Consider the following 16,416-nt stretch of genomic DNA (forward strand, 5'->3'; position numbering starts at 1 on the left):
ACTAGCGGGTTCTTTTTTTCATATATAGGCTATTTCTTGCCGGTTTCTTCTGGTTTCCAGAAGTCAGTAACAGCACCTTTAGCGGCAGAGGAAACCATGTGAGCATATTTACCAAGTACCCCGCGACTATAAAGCGGTGGAATAGTCGTTTCTGCCTTACGTTTCGCCAACTCTTCGTCAGAGACTGCCATAGAGATTTCCTTGGTGTCTTGGTCAACCGTGACCATATCGCCTGTACGAAGATAGGCAATCGGGCCACCATCCTGAGCTTCCGGAGCAATGTGTCCGACAACCAAGCCGTAAGTTCCGCCTGAGAAGCGACCATCTGTTAGAAGAGCCACCTTGTCTCCTTGACCTTTCCCTACGATGATAGACGAAAGTGACAGCATTTCTGGCATACCAGGGCCACCCTTTGGACCAACGTAGCGAACTACAACCACATCGCCATCTACTACTTCATCGGCCAGTACCGCATCAATAGCAGCTTCTTCTGAGTCAAAGACCTTGGCTGGTCCGACGTGACGGCGTACTTTAACACCAGAAACCTTAGCAACAGCACCATCTGGAGCCAGATTACCATGCAAGATGATCAATGGACCGTCTGCACGTTTTGGATTTTCAAGCGGCATAATGACTTTTTGACCTGGTGTCAGATCAGCAAATTCTGCCAGATTCTCTGCCACAGTCTTACCTGTACAAGTAATGCGGTCACCATGAAGGAAGCCGTTCGCCAAGAGATATTTCATCACAGCCGGCACTCCACCAACCTCATAAAGGTCTTGGAAGACATACTGACCTGACGGTTTCAAGTCAGCCAAATGCGGTACTTTCTCTTGAATGACATTAAAGTCATCCAGTGTCAGCTCAACATTGGCCGCATGAGCCATGGCCAGCAAGTGCAGGGTAGCATTAGTAGAACCACCCAGAGCCATGGTCACTGTAATTGCATCCTCAAAGGCCTCTCGCGTCAAGATATCAGACGGCTTCAGCCCCATTTTCAGCATTTTTACAACAGCACGGCCGGCTGCTTCGATATCCTCTTGCTTGTCCTTGGACTCAGCAGGGTGAGAAGACGATCCTGGCAGGCTCATTCCCAGAACTTCAATAGCAGTCGCCATAGTATTGGCCGTGTACATACCGCCACAGCCACCAGGGCCAGGGCAGGCATTACATTCAATGCGGCGCACTTCCTCAGCTGTCAAGTCGCCATGGTTCCATTTTCCAATTCCTTCAAAGACAGAAACCAAGTCAATGTCCTTGCCGTCCAGATTCCCCGGTGCAATCGTTCCGCCATAGGCAAAGATAGCAGGAATATCCATGTTAGCAATAGCAATCATAGAGCCAGGCATATTTTTATCACAGCCTCCGATAGCTACAAAGGCATCCACGTTATGCCCACCCATTGCAGCCTCGATGGAATCTGCGATGATGTCGCGTGAGGTCAGAGAGAAGCGCATCCCTGGCGTCCCCATGGCAATCCCGTCTGCAACCGTAATAGTCCCGTACTGAACAGGCCAAGCGCCCTCTGCTTTAATGCCTTCCTTGGCTAGCTTGCCCAAGTCATGCAAATGGATGTTACAAGGTGTATTTTCCGCCCAAGTGGAAATCACCCCAACAATAGGCGTTTCAAAATCTTTATCAGTCATCCCCGTCGCGCGAAGCATGGCACGGTTAGGAGATTTAACCATACTGTCATAAATCTTACTTCTGTGACGAATATCCTTATCTGTCATAGCTTTCCCTTTCATTACAGTAATCTTTGTGCTTTATTATACCACACTTAGGCTATATTTTACAGAGGAAAATTTTTAAATTTTCAGAAGATTGGGAAAAATATAGAGGCGAATTTGAAACTTTTTCCTATCAAGCAAAAAGAAGAAAAAAATCTGTCAAGTAACTTTACTTTACAAAAAAGTTTTGTTATACTGTTAAAGTTGATGAAAATCATCAAATTGAATCGAATTCACAATCTAAAAGGAGAAACAAACAATGGCAGTACCTGCACGTCGCACTTCCAAAGCGAAGAAAAACAAACGCCGCACTCACTACAAAGTGACAGCTCCAACTGTAACTTTTGACGAAACTACTGGTGATTACTCACGCTCTCACCGTGTATCCCTTAAAGGATACTACAAGGGCCGTAAGATTGCCAAAGCTGCTGCAGAAGAATAATAGAAGGGAGCTACCATGCGCGTAAATATCACACTTGAACACAAAGAATCTGGTGAACGCTTGTACCTTACTTCTAAAAACAAACGCAACACACCAGACCGTCTTCAATTGAAGAAATACTCACCAAAACTTCGCAAGCACGTTGTGTTTACAGAAGTTAAATAATTGAGATAAAGAAAAGCCTTTGAAATCAGTATTTCAAAGGCTTTTTTTCTTTTATTCGTTCTTAAACAAAAAATCGATCTTCTGTTTTTATGAGATTCACAGTTTCTCTGATATCTAACTGATCCGTATAAAGGAAATGCTCCTGAGTAATATTTTTAGCTAGAAACTCTTTTCTAGATTTGATTGATAAGTCACCCGTTCTTTCTATTTCATTTCTGAATAGGTCCCTTTCTTTAAGCTTTTCTTCTTCTGCCAGCAATACACAGTATTTTAATCTTGTTTGTCTGGCCTTTAAAAAATCTGTAATTTTTTTGATTTGTTCCTCGAATATGACATAGTCTATGATGATAGTCATGCTTCTATTAAGTAAATTGCTGGTAAGACTAATGATATTGTCCCAGAATAAATCCATGTAGTAGCCATCGTCTTCCCAAGGTGCTACTAAGCCGCTTTTAACCATTAAATAAATCATGTCGCCTTCTATCACAGCACTCTTGTCAAAAGAATAGGCTAATTCTTTACTGACACTGCTTTTTCCAACACCTGGAGGACCCGAAATGATATAAACACAATTTTCCAACCTAATACCTCTATACTCTACATACTTGCTCATATTATAGCATTTTTTGGAAAAAGATAAAAACGATGATTCATATACAAATTGAATACTCTAAGCAGCAAACTGCCTAGAGTATTCTGGTTTATGTCACTAGCAGGTCTCGAAAAGAATTATGCCTCCTCTTTCTGTCTGAGTTCAAAGAGATCTTCTACTTTCAGATTAAAAACTTGAGCAATTTTGAGAGCCATTTCCAGCGAAGGATTGTAACGGTTATTTTCCAAGTGCAGAATTGTCTCGCGCCGCATGCCGATGCGGTCGGCTAACTCCTGCTGGGTCATGCCCATGGACTCACGAACAGATTTGAGATTAGTGATAATCTTGCTTTCTTTGGCCATGGTTATCCTCTCCGTTCCAAAATAAGATAGACAACCGCAAAGATGCAAATCAAGGCAGCTATGCTAATAAAGAACTGGCCCATGTAAAGAGTGAGAGAACCCATGTACCCAATGATAACTGCTAGGATTATCAGTGCGCCTAGTATAAAAACAAACATCAAGCTAGCTGCCTTAGCTAGATTAGCATAGAAGCGTTCGTCTGGAGTTTCCTTGACATTTTTCAAAGAGAAAAAACCAAATACAATCGCTTCAATAACGAGGCCGACTCCCAAAATCCATTCCTTAATACTGGATCCTTCGCTTGGGGTCGCAACCCAAATTCCTACTGTATAAAAAATGGTTGCTGCAAACAAAAGCATCGTGTAAAGCTTAGCAGACAAGTCAAAAATAGTCTTTCCCTTACCTTTCTGACTCTTATGAGGCCATGGTTTCATGTGCAGCCAGCCCCAAATAGCTACAATCTGACCTAACACTGAAATACCAGCAATAACTAACTTGGGTCCCCAACTAAGATTAGAACCAAATAAAACAGTAAAATCAATAAAGAGAGCTGCGGCAATCATCGCAATGAGGCCGCCCGTTTTTTGACTTTTTTTCATGATAGACTCCTTTCCTTATGTTAGAAATATTTAACACTCTTTATGTTATAAATATATCACACTTCAATTTGGAAAGCAAGAATTTATGTGCCAAGGTGTCAATTTTTTGAAAAAATTTTATCATAAAAGCCCTGGCCAGATAAATAACCAGCAAGGTCCTATGTTTTTATTGATTATTCAAGAATAGCAAAGTCCCTTATTCCATCTCTCTGAGATAGTTCAAAGCTTCGTTGAAGGTTTTGACAGGGACGATTTTCATTTTACTCTTGATTTTGATAGAAGCACGAAGTGCCTCATGGTAGTTAGAGCGCAGCTTGGGGTTGTACTGGGCAATATCGGCGTCAATGGTGTCATCAGGAACAAAGAAAATCTCAGCGCCTGCCTTATCTGCAGCCATGACCTTCATCTCTATCCCGCCAATCCGGCCAACATTTCCCTTGTGGTCAATCGTTCCAGTACCAGCAATAGCTTTTCCTTTGGTAATGTCTTCAGACACGAGCTGATTGTACAGCTCCAAACTGAACATGAGTCCACCAGAGGGGCCTGCCACACCGTTGCTCTTAAACTTGGTCAGAGGATTCATGGCAACACTGGCTTTAGAACCCAATGCAATCCCCAAACCAGGCTTACCAGTTGTCTCATCCACAATCACAGGACCGCTAGCCAAACCGATTACACCATTACGGCTGTACTCAATTGATACCACATCGCCGACTGTCCGCTGTTCCATCTGATCAACGATGTCGTATGGACTAGTGTAAGTCTGATTGTCAATCTTTAAAATCACATCGCCTTTCTGCAGCTCCTGAGCTAACGGCGTCTCTTGGCTGACAGCATCCACAAAAATCTCTTTATGTCTAATCTCAACAGTATGACCGGATGCTTGATAAGCTACCTGTAAGGCATTGAGATGGGAAGATCCCATAGTGCTGTTCTCTCGCTCTTCCCGTCCCTTCTCCTTATCAAAATAGTTTTCAGGTACAGAGACATACTCTGTTTCCAGCCTGTAATTAGGCAGCAAAGTCAAAAAGAGACTGAACACCCGAGCATCGGAAACGCCGACAGCCATGACATAGATTTGACCTTTTCCTTGATTAGTTCCTCCTTGAACTTGGACAAAGTCTTTGGCATTCAAAGCCGGTCTCAAGGTCTCCACTTGATAAGGTAGGGGGATAAAGCCAATCCCAGTTAACACCAAAGCTGTTATTAAAATTCTTGTTACTGATTTCATATCCTTCCTCTTGTTTCTATCAAGTATTGTCTGGACTTGCGACTTTGACTTAATCACCAAAATCCACCACTTCTGTATCATTTTCCATCAGAGTATCGGCAAAAACTGTCCGAACAACCAGAACAAATACACAGTAAAAGCTACTGAAAACTAGGACAGGAATCATCTGAATCAGGCCAAGTAAATCATCCAGTTCCCCCAGCAAGGGACCAATATACTGCCTTATCAGATCCATCAGGAGATGAGTGCCCAGCCCAATCAGCCCACCAAAAGAAGCTAGAAAAAAGCTGAGCAGAACATAACGACCCCTGCGCTCCTTCATCAGCAGGACTGACTTTCTCAGACAACCATAAAAAGAAAGCGGCTTGGCCAGATTGTCCCTGGAGCTAGTATCCTGAATGATATAAGACAGCAAAAAGAAGTGCGAATCAACCAGATAAGTGAAGAGCAGGTAAAAAACCATGAACAAGAAAGGAAAAAGAAACTGGAAAATCACAATGGCCTCTGGACTTACTGCCCTCCGATAAAAGGCAAAGAGACTAGCCACCCCAAGATTGATGCCAATTGCCGACCAACCCATGTATAGAATCAGAACCTGGACGGCACTGACAATGAAGGAATAAAAGAGGCGAGTAAGCAAGCCATCTGAGATACTGTACCAAACTGCATAGCCAAAATAGAGCTTGACCATCTGCGGATTTCGTATCACTGTCAAGGCAAATTTATTGACGTAAGCAAAACCGAAGGCAATTATAAAAGCCAAACAGGTCAAGACTAAAATGGACCGGTAAGACCAACTCGACACCAGCGGAAAAAGAAACCAAGCCAGTGTTGCAAGCGGGATTCCGACCAGCAAAAGGCCTTTCAGCCAAACAAAATAATATTCTGTAACAAAAACCCAAGCTTCTCTGAAAACCCTTGTTACTTTTACATCATTCATCGTTCATTATCCTAAATCCTAAAACCCTTTCTAATTTTTTCATAAATATTAATCTCCAAAATTAACTATTTCCCGATCATAAGACATCAGGATGTCGGCCATAACCGAACGGGCTGCCAAGGCATAAATCAGCAAAAAGCCATTTATCATACTAACAATCATTCCCACAACATTAGACACGCCATCGCCAAAAAGTAAACTCAAAACTTCTATTAGACCCAATACTACAGGAATAAGCTTTAAAACAAGCTCTACCAGTAAGTAACGCCCCCTCTGACCATTCATACGAGAAAAAGACTTGCCCAAGCTACCAAAGGCAGACAGAGGACGCAAAAGGTTATCAGAGGAGTTGGTATCTTGAATAATATAAGGCAATAAGAAGAAGTGAGAGACTATAAAATAACTGTAAAACAAATGGAATACCAAGTTAAACATTGGTGCTATCAAAAAAAGCAGGAAGAGCATACTAGCCATCTTCTCTTGGTTATTTGCAACCCAAATCATCCAAGTTCCCATATTCTCTCGAAAATTTGCATCTGGCATCAAGACATTATAAAAGTATACAAAAAGAAGTAATATAGCCAAGAAAAAGATGAAGACATAAATAGACATAGAAAGCAAACGCCCAAAAAAGCCATCAGAAATACTGTAGCCAACAGCCCTCCAGAAGTTTCGCCGCACCATCTGCGGATTACGAACCATGGTCAAGGAAAACTTATGGATATAAGAAATCACAAAAGAACATAGAAACCCAAAGAAAATCATACTTGGAAGAAATGTAGAAGTCAATGGAGAAAAAAATAGAATTAACAGCCCCAGAATAAAAAATGGCAGTTGAATGATAGCAAGCCCTGCTGTCCATACAAAAAAGTAATCAACAGTCAGTCCCCAGGCTTCCTTTAAAACATCGCTTACATCAAACTTTCTTTTCATAAATCCCCTAATTAAGTCATTTTTCGCCATAAAAGACGATGTCGCAGAAGCAAGTTTTTATTTTTTAGTCCTGAAGAGGATGATTAGGAATTTTTAGAGCCCCATAGAACAAGAAAAACCCCATCAGTCGCCTCACCAAAAGAAATTCTTTCTATAATAAAGCAAGCTGAGACACGATTGTCCCAGCCACCTTAACCTTTTTTCAAAAAATTTCGAATACGAATCATAATCTTGCTTGACCAAGTTTTGTCAGATGCGTATCTTACATTGATAGCAGCCATGCTCTTACCATTGTAGAACTGACCGCCAGGCTTGAGATAGTGCTCGCTGAGATAGCGGGCAACGGTATCTATACCATCGTCAAATGTTGCGAAATTTCCTGCACTGGAAAAAGGACTGGAGTCATAAGCCATGAAACCAAACAGGTTGTGCTTGGCTTGAGCAATCTGACTGCGGCCGTAATCCGATTCGTGAATAGCCAGCCCTACGAGAAAAATTGCATTAACTCCATGATCTTTCTCTGCTTTTTTGAAAGCTTTTCCCAATCCAGCCATCGGTGTGCCAGCCAGACGACTATCAATGAAATCGGCTGACACTGTGCTTGGCACTGTTACATCTTCTGAAAAGACGACTGCTCCTGTCTTCTTGGCCTGAAACTGATCTGACACCTGCACTAAAGACGGATCCAAACTGGCCTTTTCATTTGCCGCTAGACGGCTGACAGGCAACACACTGCCTGAAAAGACAGTAGCTGTCGCTAATGCTATAATAACTTTTTTCTTCCTAAACATTTTTTTATCCATTTCTATTGTCGCTTTTGGTTTTCCTAGATTCCTCCCCAGAAATATAGAATGACCGCCATGATACTCATAGCAGGACCAAAAGGGACTTCTTCTTTCAACTCAAATTTGAATTTCTTAAAGATGGTTGCGATTAAGAGAATCGCTCCAGCCACAAAGAAAGAACCATATCCCAAAATCAGCGTATTCAAGGGGCTAAACCAACTGCTCAGGGCAGCTAAGTAGAGAATATCCCCCATCCCGAAAGCTTCTTTCTTGTAATAAGCCTTGGCCCCAAAATAAATGAGAGAGTAGAGACCAGCGCCGACTAGCAGCGAAAAAAGCAGTTCCCAATTGAACTCATTGGTAAAAAACGTAACAGCCATGCGGCCCAGCCAGAAAACCAGAAGAACCGAGTCCGAGATGTACTGAGTATCAAAATCGATATAAGCGATAATCAGACAAAGCGACACCAAGAGACAGGCTGAAACAACCATCCAGGGTCCCTGATCCTGAAAGATCAGATAAGAGGCTAGCCAGAGCAGACCCGTCAGGAGCTCCACAATGAGATAGCGCGGTGAAATCGGCTCCTTGCAGTGCTTGCATTTAAAGCCCTGCATGATAATCGACACAACCGGAATCAGCTCCACCGAAGTCAAGACATGGCCGCAGGACGGGCACATAGACCGACCTTTGGCAATGCTCTTTTCCAGTGGCACACGGTAGATGACGACATTGAAAAAGCTCCCAAATACGACACCTAATATAAATACTAAACTTGCAATCATAATTTTTCCCTTTTTATGCTCTTTGAAAGTCTCAGCTGACAATGTCAAACTTCGACTTCCCTTGAGTATCACTTAGATGCCAGAATGATGGATACTTGCCCCTCCTCCAAACTTAATGAAAATACCATATCTGTTTCTGTATTATTTTGAATGGTCAATTCGGTCAAACCTTCAGCCGGCGTTCCAATGTTGAAATACTGTCCTCGATAAGAAATAACATTGGTCCGTGAAAAGGCGAGTTGCTGAATGGCATCTATAATCTGCTCAGCACCCTGACCGTAAACTTCTTTATTATCCTTACCCTTGACTGGCAGATATCCAGACTCTGCATTCAAAGCGCCCAGCAATTCTGAGATAGACTTGGTCTCACCAGGAGCCAAGTAAACATTCTGCAGCTTGTAAAAGGCTGTTTTCATGTTTTGAGCTTGGGCAGCGTTGGTCGGCAGTGGTACTTCCTTACGCTCAATAAAGTGCGTATATTGACTCAGAAGTTCACTCTGATCTTCTGCTTCGACAGGCGTGCTCTCAACCTTGACATCATCAAATTTACCAGTCTTGGCAATCTCCTCAGATGCTTGGATAAAAGCAGCAGGGTCAATCTTATAGCCATTAGACTTGTCTCCCACCTTTACGTTAGACTCGCCGTCCATGACCAGATGATTGGTCGTTGGAAGCTGACTGAGAACATCAGGATGGGCAGCTAAGACATCGTTTAAAGGTCTAAGCCAAAAGAGTCGATTGGGATAGATGGAAATCTGTAGGTTTTCCTTGGTATCGAAAAACGGTGTAAACTTATCCCAAACCGTCTTGGCTGAGATATTATCCAGTCGCTTAAGCTCTTCTTCTGTGAAATAGCTCAGTCCTAAAAAGCGCATATCTACAGAGAAGTGTTGCCCCGTAGTCAGCTGAAATGTAGCCTTATAGGGCAGTTCTCTGTAAACTTCAATCTCAGCTTCGCTCCGAGAGCGAACCTTCATAGAGGGGCGGCCATTGATACTCAGGTCAATCGTTGGATTAAAGACAAAAATGACATAAAATAAACTACCCAGCAGAAAGGCAGCAAGTGTCGCTGCTGGAAGTAGTTTTTGATATTTTGATGAAACCTTTCTTTTTCTTCTTGACATGAATCTCATCCCAACCTTATACTACGCATTCAGCTAAGCGGATAAGGAATTTACGGTCGATGCGGCGAAGAAAATCAATGATGTCATCTGAAACAGTATCTCCGGCATTCAGGATAACTCCTCCATCTGCATTAACAAGGTCTTTTTGCAGTGTTTTGCCTACCAGAAGACGTTTTTGCTGATCGATAAAGTCGTTAACAGCTTTCTTTGCTGCAGAGTCTTCCTCAGCAACTGGCGCTGTGCTAACTGTTGATTCTACTTCCTCAGCAGGAGCTGCCAATACTTCTTCCAAAGCAGCATCCAGACTCAGAGCTGCATCTGTTTCTTCAACTTCTTCAGCAGGTTCTGACTCTTCTTGTACCAAGTCTTGGACTTCTGGCTCTTCTACTGTCTCTACGACTGCTTCAGAAAATTCCAATTCAGAAGCAGCATCTCCCAGACCCACAGCAGCCAAAGCTTCTGTCAAATCTGTCGCAGCTTCTTCTTTTACATCTGCTTTTTCATCTACAACTGGCTCGAATACAGGAGCTTCAGCGACTACTTCCTCAATTTTTTCAGCAGGTTTTGCAGCTTCAGTCTCATGGAGCAAATCTGCTGCAGCCAGACGGCCCATCTCTACATCTGCTTCAAGATGAGGAGCTGTCTTTTTTTCATCATTGAGGATGATATACTCTTTACCAATCATCAAGATGCGTGATTTAGGAATCTGAATTTCCTCGCTGGCATCTTCAGAATTAACCACCAAGTAGCCAATTTCATTTTTTTCGTCAATATGATAGTCAACAACAGTTCCCACCTTGTTTCCATCAATTGTAATGACGATTTCGTCAAAGATACTGCCCTGCTTGTCGTTCAAAACCTTCAGGTCTGCTTCTTGCAGTTCTTGAAAGACTGAGCTGTTTTCTACCATGACCGCAAAATCTCCGATGCCTTGGATGTTCTTGCTAGACAGCAAGGCAAAAGGCTGTTCAGACTGCTTTGACTTAATGACAAAAGTCAGATTGACCCCCTCGTCAACAAAGACTTCATGGACTTCACCCAGTCCCATCCCTTTTTCAATCTCAATGACAACGGTCCCTGTGATTGTTTTACAACTTTTCATAATTTCCCCTAAAACCCTTCTAATTGATTACTATCAATTGTATGTTTATATAGTATTAATTTTTCCCGATTTTGTCCAGCATGTTGAACGCTTCTTGACGAAGATTCTGATCTGAGCTGCCTTGGACAATCTCTTTCAGGTAGCTCTCAGCTTCTTGAACTGCATTAGAAGCCAATAATTCCTGACTTTCCAGTAGAAGGAATTGGAAATAGACTTCTTTATCTCCCGCAGTTGTTGTAGCTGGTCTTGCTTCCGCTGCTTCCTCAGCTTTGAGGATGTCAGTGATTTTCTGAAGCAAATCTTCTTCAGTCTCATCTGCAGCTGGAGCGACTGAAGAAGCCTTGATTTGTACCTCCTCAGCTTTGAGGATGTCTGTAATTCCCTTGAGCAAGTCTTCTTCTGTTTCATCTGCAACTGCTTCTTGAACAGGCTCAGCCTGTGTCCAAAGAGTGTCTTCAGAAACTGATTGAACAACTGCTGGTTCAGCAGCTTCTTCAAATTCAAACGTTTCAGCTGCAGGTTCGAAGTTGCTTTCTTCCTCCCAAGTTTCTGCGACTTCAGCAGTCAAATCTTCCTCTTCAGTCCCAAGCAAATCATGCTGAATTTGGCTGAGAATGTCTTGATATCCCTGAATATCAGCGCGATCACGACTAACCATAGACTCTTCAGTAGCAGAAAATTCTGGCTCTGAAGCAGCTTGACTGAAGGCTGAATCCATCTTAACTTGTGGCTCGGCTTTCTCCTCAGCAAAGAAGAGAGATTCTAAGCTGTTTGCTGCTCTCGACTCTTCTGCTCTAACTGGTTTGATATCTCCCGTAGCAGCAAAAACATCTTCAAGGCTATTGCCTACTTCTTCTGCCACTGGCTGCTGAGCTTGTTCTTGGTCAGTGAAGAATTCTTCTTCATCTTGAGAAACAACACCTGTTACCTCAACTGCTTGCGGTCTGAAGTTGCCATAGCTAGACTCCGTATAGGACATCGGTCTAATCTTAGATAGAACAGCTGTCTCAAAGGCTGGATCATCTATATCTGTATAGCCTTGATTGCCGGCTGCATTTGCTTCCGTAGGCTGAATCAGAGAGTTGGCCACCTTAATCTTAGTAGAACCCTTGCGGTGATGAAGCAGGGACTGCAAAAATTCATCATTGGCCTTTTGTGCGCTGTGGTCCATACCCATCATACCGACCTCAGCTGCCGCTAGCTGACTGTTTGGCTCGTACTCTCCAAATGCAGGAGCTGTAGCCAAGTTATCAACAGGGTAGAGAGGTTTTACTTTCTCAAATCTTGTCATATCCTTTTTGATAGAACGGTCTGCTAGGGTGCGACCAGAAGCAGATGCTCTCTGCCTTGCCGGACTTTCCTCAGCCTGAACCCTTTCTTTACTTTCCTTTCTCATCCCACCGGTTGAAGCATTGGAAAAGTTCAAATCTCTAGCGGTTGACAAGCTTGCTTCCTTAGCTTCCACTTTCTTGCGTGAGCTCTTGGCATGCTTCTGGCTTCTGCTTCGCGTAGAAGCAGTTGCTTTTTTCTTGACCGGAGCTAGCTCCTGTGAAAAGAGCAGCACCATATAGACAGCCAAGGCCAAAACACAGAGTCCAACAAAGGCTATGCCGGGAACTTGTTGAAAGAGGAATGGAGCACCAATCGCAAATAGCATGACCCATACTACGAGAAAAAGGCGCTTTATTAATGAAATCCTAGAAACAAATAAAATGCTAATCGTATGCAGCGCTATAAGCCCTGCTCCAAAAGGTAAAAAATATGCCATTTGAATATTTTCGACACCCCCCACTTTCTAAATGATATTAAACTTTTTCAATGCAAAACCAGTCTTGATTTTGTTTTTCCATAAACTCCATTAAAACCCAAAATAGACTCGGGCGTCTATTCTGAGTTTGCTTGTATTATACTTCAAATATCTCTATGTTTTAGTTTACTATAAATGCACCGTGAATACTAGTCTAATAACTTGGTTTTTAGCATTTTTTTAAGAAAAATTTACTCATGCTCTTGAAATTTTAAACCAGAGACTTATTTGGTATTTTTTCAAAGTGTTTTAGCTAACTACCAAGTTATTCACAGATAGGTTATCCAGCTTCATAGTCGTTTCAGGGCTTTCTCCGCTCGGAGTTTCAAAGTAGTAACCCACAATAGTCATTGGATAGCTGAATCCTGGAATGTTTTCAGGATCGAAGCTAACTTCGCGCCATCCAGTCCAGCTGTTAGGACGAATGACGTGAAGATAAATCTTCTGACCGCTGGCATTCTTGACAATCAAGCCAATCTTACCCTGCCATTGATTAGACAGAGACAGGGAGAAGCTGATAGCATCCGGCTTATTGTTCAAGGATACATACGGTGCTGCAAATTCCATTTCATACATGGTAGATGATTTTGTTGCTGGAATCTTAACCACGTTGGAACCTGAACCCTCAAGGAAGTCCGTATTGTCAACTGTCACATCGTACTGATTGCTGCCGCCTGATTGAGTCAGCTTCAGTGGTGATTCGAAGCGGTAGATAGTTGATGAATTGTAATAAGCTGACAGACCATCATTCCGACTAGACTGAGTGCTAAGCTGCTCCAGATAAGACGGAGCCAGATTGGTACTGCTGTTAGCATTCGCGCTGCTAGTTGTATTGGTTGTTGCGGCCCCCAAACTGCCCTTATTGCCAGTTGCATCTGTGCCGCCACCTGCTGTCGTTACAGATATAGAGCCTGCCTGCCAAGTCGGAATGGCAAATGGAGACTGCCAGTTAGCAAACTGAATCGGTGTCTTATCGACATTGCTCTCCAGAGTCACATAGCGCTCAACGTCTTTAACCTGATAGAAACGCAGCTTGATTTTACCGCTGGTCAGATCAGGGTTTTTGTTTTCCTCCGTGCTAGACAGGCTTTTCTTTCCACCCAATTCCAGCTCGCTGGAAACGATTTTTTGTTGATTGCCATCAATCAATTCCAACAATTTCAGAACCTGTGTATAAGTTCCTTCGAACTCAATGTCCGCTGTCATCTGCGTGATGTTCGTATTATTGGTCGTTCCGTTCCCTGGTGTCGCTGTGTTAGCTGCAGTTGTTGTTGCAGTATTCGCGTCTGATGAAGAGCTGCTGCTTGTTGACGATGAGGACGATGTACCAGACGAGCTAGAGGTCGTACTGGATGAAGAAGACGTCTCACTCGAGCTTGAACTGCCAGTCGTACCAGAAGAGTTGGAGTTTTGCCCCTTGGACGAAGTCGCAGCCAATCCCTCCTGCTGGAGTTCCAACTCTGTGCTCTCAGTGTAGTTGACAGACTTGAATTTAATACCGCTTTCGTTGACCAACTTGTCAATCAAGAAGATGAACTCCCCTTGATTGGTCGTACCATAGTATTTCTTAGCCTGATCCAGAGTCTTAGCATTCAAAGTTTGGAGCTGCTTGGTAAGAGACTTCCTCTGACTAATCTTGGCATTCTTACCTTCCAACTCTGTCGAGATAGTTGCATGCTCTTCAGCTAACTGCGCCATCCGTGTATAAGAATTTGTTACCAGATACCCTCCACCAGCAAGGACCGCTACTCCTCCGACACAGGCCAACAATTTCTTGTCACGCTCATTTAAATTACTCAGGATTTTTTTCTTTTCTTTCTCATTTTTGCTCTTCATTGAAATCTACATCCTTCGTCAAAATTTTAATGTTAAACTTGTACACTGTATTGTTATCCTTTTCCTCGCGAGTAATGTTATCCACAAAAATATGGTTAAACTTCTCAGACTTACGAAGCTCTTCCTCAAACTTAGCGATAGAAAGATGCTCTTGAGACGAACCATTGATTTCTACATTGTCGTTATTAATCTTGATATCGTCAAAGACCAGGTTCCGTGTCACGTTTTTATTAAGGAAGTCCATAAAGGCTTTGTTTACTCGGTGCAGGCGGCGGAAGTCGCCTTCCAGGCTGGTAAAGAGAAGTTCGTCATTCTTGACCGTAACAATCTTATCTTCAGTCTCAGAGACTGCCTTCAGCTCTTGAGCCATCTCTGGACTCTTGAGCGTCTGCTCCGCTCGGTCAATCTCACCTTGGAGGTGCATAGCGCTAAACTGGAAGAAGCCAATCAGCACAATCATAATCGCTGCAATCCCAGCAAAAGCGGAAATAGCAGCAAGTTTTAGTGGACTGGTTTTAGCCGGTGCCACATGATATTTTGAAAAGTAGTTTAAATCTCTCCGCATTAGTTTGCTCTCCTAATCAACATGGCTGTAGCTGGAATGAACTCCGCATTAAACTCGGCAGAACCTTCCCACAGTACATTCTCATAATCTACGTTATCAATTGAGATGAATTCCCGATTCATGCTCTGCTTCAGAATAGTTGCCAACTGCCAGCAGATGTCCTGGTCACCAAAGACGTAGAAACTGTCAATGTTGAGACCAGTTGATCCGCTGAAGAAGTTTTCAGTATTGAGAATGTGGTTCTTAGCATCAGCCACCCACTCATCCAAGGCCCGCTTCAAGAGACCTGTATCCAGATCATCTGAAGCCACTGCTGGAAGCTTCTGCAAAAGACTAGCATCGTCTGCATAGCTCAGGATGTCCTTGTAACCACGGTTGAGATAGTTGCTGGTCACAAACTTGCCTTCTGAGTAGAGATAGACACCAATGAAGCTCTTGCTCAGATGTACCATGCCGACATTTTCCTTGGTTAGCTTCTTGGCACGATTGTTAACCGCCTGAACGCGTTCCAGCCATTTTTCAAAGGTATTAGACTGAAGGTCAAAGACATAAGGTGTCAGCTTCAGATTATTAGCTAAGCCCAGATATTGCTCTACCACGCCTTTTGGCACAGCATAGACCATGAGTGAGCGAGTATCTTCATCAAGCGGAAAAGCTGAATTAGACTCCTGCTCTTGGAATTGAATAACATAAGAAGTCGGATCAATATCCAGATATTGCTGGAGCTCGTAAGATACCAAGCCCTCAATATCCTCATCATTCTGCACACTAGCTGCCACATCAACCGAACGGGCGATGATATTGGTATTGCCCAGAGCAAAGAAAGCGTACTTAGCAGTGATCGCATGCTGCTCCATCAGGTCGCTGATAATATTTTTGAGAGTAATCGGGTCGATAATCTCACTATTCAATACAACACCTTCTGGCAGATTGGCAGAGGCCATCTTGATAATCTCCAACTCATTGCGCTTCTGTCTAGCAACAACCAGATAGACTGATTCGTCAGTGAAGTCAATGGCCATCAGATTACCCTTGATTGGTTTACCAAACATAGTGTAAGGCGCATGCATTCTAGTGACCGGTTGGCTCGCCGCACCACTGCCTTTCTTAGCAAAAAGCGAACGATTACCAGACTTAGCAGGCATATCATCACTGTCACTATTCTTAGAAAAGAGCGGCTTGTTGAGCTTGGTTAAGAAGCTCCCTTTTGCTGTTGACTTTTCCTCATCGTCAAAGTCTTCTTGACGATCTGACTTGATCTGAACTCCTTGAATAGATAAGTGTTCTTTATGTTTCCCTTTTGATGAGAAGAGCGGTTTATTTAATTTTCCTAAAAATGAGCCTTTTTTCTCATTATCTTCTTCGTCCAAAGCTCTTCTGCGCCCCTTGGACGAAAACATATTTTTTGCCATAATCTCCTA

17 protein-coding genes are annotated in these 16,416 nt (G+C 43.0%); 2 read left to right on the forward strand and 15 right to left on the reverse strand.

Going from position 1 to position 16,416, the window contains the following annotated elements; all coding sequences use genetic code 11:
* Positions 1–29: 29 nt before the first annotated feature.
* The gene (gene ilvD, locus K1I80_RS10365; RefSeq protein ID WP_032907459.1) at positions 30–1,733 is read right to left on the reverse strand and encodes a dihydroxy-acid dehydratase; all 1,704 of its coding nucleotides are present in this window, start codon (positions 1,731–1,733) and stop codon (positions 30–32) included.
* Positions 1,734–1,989: 256 nt separating this feature from the next.
* On the opposite strand from ilvD, the gene rpmF reads away from it, so the two are divergent.
* The gene (rpmF, locus tag K1I80_RS10370; protein ID WP_002907528.1) at positions 1,990–2,172 is read left to right on the forward strand and encodes a 50S ribosomal protein L32; all 183 of its coding nucleotides are present in this window, start codon (positions 1,990–1,992) and stop codon (positions 2,170–2,172) included.
* 15 nt (positions 2,173–2,187) lie between these two features.
* Complete coding sequence (gene rpmG, locus K1I80_RS10375; protein ID WP_001265622.1) at positions 2,188–2,337, forward strand: 50S ribosomal protein L33; 150 nt, start codon at positions 2,188–2,190, stop codon at positions 2,335–2,337.
* A 61-nt stretch (positions 2,338–2,398) separates the two neighbouring features.
* Here rpmG and K1I80_RS10380 read toward each other — a convergent pair whose 3' ends face one another.
* From K1I80_RS10380 to pilM, 14 genes are all read right to left on the reverse strand, one after another.
* Positions 2,399–2,950: an ATP-binding protein gene (locus tag K1I80_RS10380; RefSeq protein ID WP_125434480.1), complete on the reverse strand. Its 552-nt coding sequence runs from the start codon at positions 2,948–2,950 to the stop codon at positions 2,399–2,401.
* A gap of 116 nt (positions 2,951–3,066) precedes the next feature.
* Positions 3,067–3,291, reverse strand: a complete 225-nt coding sequence (locus K1I80_RS10385; protein WP_002894155.1) for a helix-turn-helix transcriptional regulator — start codon at positions 3,289–3,291, stop codon at positions 3,067–3,069.
* A 2-nt stretch (positions 3,292–3,293) separates the two neighbouring features.
* Entirely contained in the window at positions 3,294–3,890 is a 597-nt protein-coding gene (locus K1I80_RS10390) for a DUF3796 domain-containing protein (protein ID WP_223313971.1), read from the reverse strand.
* A 196-nt stretch (positions 3,891–4,086) separates the two neighbouring features.
* Positions 4,087–5,121 (reverse strand): SepM family pheromone-processing serine protease, encoded by a 1,035-nt coding sequence (locus K1I80_RS10395; protein WP_126436055.1) that lies wholly within the window; start codon positions 5,119–5,121, stop codon positions 4,087–4,089.
* A gap of 49 nt (positions 5,122–5,170) precedes the next feature.
* Positions 5,171–6,061: a hypothetical protein gene (locus K1I80_RS10400; protein WP_223313972.1), complete on the reverse strand. Its 891-nt coding sequence runs from the start codon at positions 6,059–6,061 to the stop codon at positions 5,171–5,173.
* A gap of 48 nt (positions 6,062–6,109) precedes the next feature.
* Positions 6,110–7,024, reverse strand: coding sequence for a hypothetical protein (locus K1I80_RS10405; RefSeq protein WP_223313973.1), 915 nt, complete (start codon positions 7,022–7,024; stop codon positions 6,110–6,112).
* 161 nt (positions 7,025–7,185) lie between these two features.
* The gene (locus K1I80_RS10410) at positions 7,186–7,785 is read right to left on the reverse strand and encodes a glucosaminidase domain-containing protein (protein WP_125337751.1); all 600 of its coding nucleotides are present in this window, start codon (positions 7,783–7,785) and stop codon (positions 7,186–7,188) included.
* A 35-nt stretch (positions 7,786–7,820) separates the two neighbouring features.
* Positions 7,821–8,633 (reverse strand): prepilin peptidase, encoded by an 813-nt coding sequence (locus K1I80_RS10415; RefSeq protein ID WP_223313974.1) that lies wholly within the window; start codon positions 8,631–8,633, stop codon positions 7,821–7,823.
* On the reverse strand, positions 8,630–9,694 hold the full coding sequence (locus K1I80_RS10420; protein WP_125348691.1) for a VanW family protein: 1,065 nt from the start codon (positions 9,692–9,694) through the stop codon (positions 8,630–8,632). The genes K1I80_RS10415 and K1I80_RS10420 overlap by 4 nt, the downstream gene beginning before the upstream one ends.
* Positions 9,695–9,701: 7 nt before the next feature.
* Positions 9,702–10,787, reverse strand: a complete 1,086-nt coding sequence (locus K1I80_RS10425) for a PRC-barrel domain-containing protein (RefSeq protein WP_223313975.1) — start codon at positions 10,785–10,787, stop codon at positions 9,702–9,704.
* 55 nt (positions 10,788–10,842) lie between these two features.
* Positions 10,843–12,555: an SSA_2305 family type IV pilus system protein gene (locus K1I80_RS10430; RefSeq protein ID WP_263280781.1), complete on the reverse strand. Its 1,713-nt coding sequence runs from the start codon at positions 12,553–12,555 to the stop codon at positions 10,843–10,845.
* A 288-nt stretch (positions 12,556–12,843) separates the two neighbouring features.
* Positions 12,844–14,430 (reverse strand): hypothetical protein, encoded by a 1,587-nt coding sequence (locus K1I80_RS10435; protein ID WP_223313977.1) that lies wholly within the window; start codon positions 14,428–14,430, stop codon positions 12,844–12,846.
* Entirely contained in the window at positions 14,414–14,995 is a 582-nt protein-coding gene (locus tag K1I80_RS10440) for a PilN domain-containing protein (RefSeq protein WP_002899352.1), read from the reverse strand. Before K1I80_RS10440 ends, K1I80_RS10435 begins: the two co-directional genes overlap by 17 nt.
* Positions 14,995–16,407 carry a pilus assembly protein PilM gene (pilM, locus tag K1I80_RS10445; protein WP_223313978.1) on the reverse strand — a complete coding sequence of 471 codons (1,413 nt, stop codon included), beginning with the start codon at positions 16,405–16,407 and terminating at the stop codon, positions 14,995–14,997. Before pilM ends, K1I80_RS10440 begins: the two co-directional genes overlap by 1 nt.
* Between the last annotated feature and the right edge of the window lie 9 nt (positions 16,408–16,416).

It is taken from the genome of Streptococcus sanguinis (assembly GCF_019929225.1).
GTDB lineage: Bacteria > Bacillota > Bacilli > Lactobacillales > Streptococcaceae > Streptococcus > Streptococcus sanguinis_J.

What these genes read in the sequence shown, in the direction of transcription:
- rpmG (WP_001265622.1), top strand. Translation starts at nt 2,188, where the DNA reads ATGCGCGTAAATATCACACTTGAACACAAAGAATCTGGTGAACGCTTG.
- K1I80_RS10390 (WP_223313971.1), bottom strand. Translation starts at nt 3,890, where the DNA reads ATGAAAAAAAGTCAAAAAACGGGCGGCCTCATTGCGATGATTGCCGCA.
- K1I80_RS10405 (WP_223313973.1), bottom strand. Translation starts at nt 7,024, where the DNA reads ATGGCGAAAAATGACTTAATTAGGGGATTTATGAAAAGAAAGTTTGAT.
- K1I80_RS10420 (WP_125348691.1), bottom strand. Translation starts at nt 9,694, where the DNA reads ATGAGATTCATGTCAAGAAGAAAAAGAAAGGTTTCATCAAAATATCAA.
- K1I80_RS10400 (WP_223313972.1), bottom strand. Translation starts at nt 6,061, where the DNA reads ATGAATGATGTAAAAGTAACAAGGGTTTTCAGAGAAGCTTGGGTTTTT.
- K1I80_RS10395 (WP_126436055.1), bottom strand. Translation starts at nt 5,121, where the DNA reads ATGAAATCAGTAACAAGAATTTTAATAACAGCTTTGGTGTTAACTGGG.
- K1I80_RS10385 (WP_002894155.1), bottom strand. Translation starts at nt 3,291, where the DNA reads ATGGCCAAAGAAAGCAAGATTATCACTAATCTCAAATCTGTTCGTGAG.
- pilM (WP_223313978.1), bottom strand. Translation starts at nt 16,407, where the DNA reads ATGGCAAAAAATATGTTTTCGTCCAAGGGGCGCAGAAGAGCTTTGGAC.
- K1I80_RS10425 (WP_223313975.1), bottom strand. Translation starts at nt 10,787, where the DNA reads ATGAAAAGTTGTAAAACAATCACAGGGACCGTTGTCATTGAGATTGAA.
- K1I80_RS10410 (WP_125337751.1), bottom strand. Translation starts at nt 7,785, where the DNA reads ATGTTTAGGAAGAAAAAAGTTATTATAGCATTAGCGACAGCTACTGTC.
- K1I80_RS10435 (WP_223313977.1), bottom strand. Translation starts at nt 14,430, where the DNA reads ATGAAGAGCAAAAATGAGAAAGAAAAGAAAAAAATCCTGAGTAATTTA.
- K1I80_RS10440 (WP_002899352.1), bottom strand. Translation starts at nt 14,995, where the DNA reads ATGCGGAGAGATTTAAACTACTTTTCAAAATATCATGTGGCACCGGCT.
- K1I80_RS10380 (WP_125434480.1), bottom strand. Translation starts at nt 2,950, where the DNA reads ATGAGCAAGTATGTAGAGTATAGAGGTATTAGGTTGGAAAATTGTGTT.
- ilvD (WP_032907459.1), bottom strand. Translation starts at nt 1,733, where the DNA reads ATGACAGATAAGGATATTCGTCACAGAAGTAAGATTTATGACAGTATG.
- K1I80_RS10430 (WP_263280781.1), bottom strand. Translation starts at nt 12,555, where the DNA reads ATGGCATATTTTTTACCTTTTGGAGCAGGGCTTATAGCGCTGCATACG.
- rpmF (WP_002907528.1), top strand. Translation starts at nt 1,990, where the DNA reads ATGGCAGTACCTGCACGTCGCACTTCCAAAGCGAAGAAAAACAAACGC.